Source organism: Sphingomonas sp. FUKUSWIS1, from assembly GCF_000733135.1.
GTDB classification, from domain to species: domain Bacteria; phylum Pseudomonadota; class Alphaproteobacteria; order Sphingomonadales; family Sphingomonadaceae; genus Sphingomonas; species Sphingomonas aerolata.
On the sequence record NZ_JPJC01000121.1, the window covers coordinates 6,255 to 8,733 of the forward strand.

At 67.6% G+C, this 2,479-nt stretch carries 4 protein-coding genes; all 4 read left to right on the forward strand.

The window, feature by feature from the left end; genetic code table 11:
• The coding region (locus sphsw_RS08680) for a flagellar basal body L-ring protein FlgH (RefSeq protein WP_160172622.1) at nt 1–317 on the forward strand (317 nt) is incomplete at its 5' end.
• Nucleotides 318–327: 10 nt separating this feature from the next.
• Nucleotides 328–1,419 (forward strand): flagellar basal body P-ring protein FlgI, encoded by a 1,092-nt coding sequence (locus sphsw_RS08685; protein ID WP_031440260.1) that lies wholly within the window; start codon nt 328–330, stop codon nt 1,417–1,419.
• A complete protein-coding gene (locus sphsw_RS08690) occupies nt 1,416–1,745 on the forward strand; it encodes a rod-binding protein (protein WP_031440261.1) in 330 nt (109 codons plus the stop codon). Before sphsw_RS08685 ends, sphsw_RS08690 begins: the two co-directional genes overlap by 4 nt.
• Nucleotides 1,742–2,479, forward strand: a 738-nt coding sequence (locus sphsw_RS08695; RefSeq protein ID WP_031440262.1) for a FlgK family flagellar hook-associated protein, incomplete at its 3' end; no start/stop codon positions are given. The genes sphsw_RS08690 and sphsw_RS08695, both read left to right, overlap by 4 nt.

Consider the following 2,479-nt stretch of genomic DNA (forward strand, 5'->3'; position numbering starts at 1 on the left):
GCGGGCGCAACTTCAACGGCGCGGGCGCCGCCGACCAGGCGAACTCGCTGTCGGGCGAGGTCAGCGTGACGGTCGCCGAAGTCTATCCCAACGGCACGATGCTCGTGCAGGGGCAGAAGCGCGTGACGCTCAACCGCGGCGACGAGTTCCTCAAGATCAAGGGGCTGGTGCGCACCGCCGATGTCGACCGCGACAACCGCGTGCTGTCGACGCGGGTCGCCGATGCGCAGATCTCTTACACCGGCAAGGGCGACGTCGCCCGCGCCGGCCGCCAGGGGTGGCTCAGCCGCTTCTTCTCCGTCGTCAGCCCTTTCTGAGGCCGTGACCATGCGCTTCCTGCTCACCCTCCTCGCCTCGCTCCTGATCGCAGCACCGGCGTCTGCAGACCGGATCAAGGACCTGGGCGGGTTCCAGGGGATTCGGTCGAACCAGCTGACCGGCTACGGCATCGTCGTCGGGCTGCCCGGCACGGGCGACGACAATCTGGAATATACCGTCCAGTCGCTGAAAGCCGTCGCGTCGCGCTTCGGGCTGCAGCTGCCGCCCAACGCCAATCCGGGGATGAAGAACGCCGCGGTGGTGATGATCACCGCCGAACTGCCGCCCTTCGCCAAGCCCGGCCAGCGGCTCGACATCACCGTCGCGTCGATGGGCAAGGCCAAGAGCTTGCGCGGCGGCAGCCTGATCATGACGCCGCTGCTCGGCGCGGATAACCAGATCTATGCGATGGCGCAGGGCAATCTCGCGGTCGGCGGGCTCGGCGCGGAAGGTGCGGATGGGTCGAAGATCGTCGTCAACATCCCCTCGACCGGGCGCATCCCCGAGGGCGCAACGGTCGAACGGGCGGTTGCGACCGGGTTCGACAGCGCGCCGATGCTGACCTTCAACCTTGCGCGTGCCGATTTCACGACCGCGCAGAACGTCGCGGGCGCGATCAATTCGAAGCTCGGCTTCGGCAGCGCGCAGGCGATCGACGCGGTTTCGGTCGCGGTCCGCGCGCCGGTCGGTGCGGACGTTCGTGCGACCCTGATGTCGACGATCGAGAATCTCGACGTGGTCTCCGCCGAGCCCTCGGCAAAAGTAATCGTAAATGCGCGCACCGGTACGGTCGTTATAAACTCCGCGGTGCGCGTGGGGCCTGCCGCAGTGACGCATGGGAAGCTGACGGTGCGGATCGACGAGAAGCCACAGGTGAGCCAGCCCGCGCCGTTCAGCCAGGGCCAGACCGTCGTCACGCCGAACAGCGCGGTCGCGGTCGAGGAGGAACGTCGCCCGATGTTCCTGCTGAACCCCGGCCCCAGGCTCGCCGACATCGTCAAGGCGGTGAACGCGATCGGCGCGTCGCCCGCCGATCTGGTCGCAATCCTCGAGGCGCTGAAGGAAGCCGGCGCGCTCAAGGCCGAGTTGATCGTCCTGTGAGCCCGATCGCAGCCCCCGGCCCGATCGATGCGGGCGGCATCTCGACCGATACGAGCCGGCTGAAGTCGAACGACAATCTCGACAAGGCGGGCAAGAAGTTCGAGGCGGTCTTCACCGGCATGATGCTGAAGAGCATGCGCCAGGCGAAATTGAGCGATTCGCTGTTCGAATCCAAGGCGCTCGACACCTTTACCGAGATGCAGGACGCCCGCGTCGCGCAGACCATGGCCGAGCACACGCCGCTCGGCATCGGCAAGGCGATGACCGATTTCCTCGCCAAATCGCAATCCGATCTTAACCCGGGCGCGGCAGAGCCGTCGCCATGAGCGACCTCCTGTCGATCGGCGCGTCGGGCGTGCGGGCGTACCAGACCGCGCTGAACACCGTGTCCGAGAACATCGCGAACACCGGCACCGCGGGTTATACCCGGCGTACGACGAATCTCGGCCAGGTGACCTCGATCGGCAGCGGGATCAATGCGAGCGTCGCGACGGGCAGCAACGGCGTCACCGTCACCGGCATCTCGCGCTCGGCCGACACGTTCCGTTCGCTCGCGGTCCGCAACGCCGGGTCGGATCTTGCCAGGACGGAGACCGCGGCGGCCTGGCTCGGGCGGATCGAGACGTCGCTGACCGACAACAAGCTCGGCGATCGTCTCACCAGCTTCTTTTCCGCCGCGCAGACCTTGTCGGCGGACCCGACCTCGGTGCCGGCCCGGTCGGTGATGCTCGAATCCGCGACCAGCGCGGCCGCGGCGTTCACCGCGACGGGCAAGGCGCTCGACACCGCGGCGGCCGACCTCGACACCGCGACGCGCCAGGCGACGCAGACGCTCAATTCGTTCGGTACCGCGCTCGCCAAGGTCAATGACGGCATCGCGCGTAGCCAGAAGGGGTCGACCAACGCCGCGCAGCTCGGCGACCAGCGCGACCAGTTGCTCGAGCAGATGAGCACGATCACCGATATCAGTACGGAGTTCGACGATCTCGGCCGTGCGACGGTGCGGCTGGGCGGGGCGAGCGGCCCGGTATTCGTGGCGGGCCCCGATGCGGGCAATGTC

Bases quoted from the DNA above. Each gene is read 5' to 3' on its own strand.
- sphsw_RS08685 (WP_031440260.1), top strand. From the start codon at position 328: ATGCGCTTCCTGCTCACCCTCCTCGCCTCGCTCCTGATCGCAGCACCG.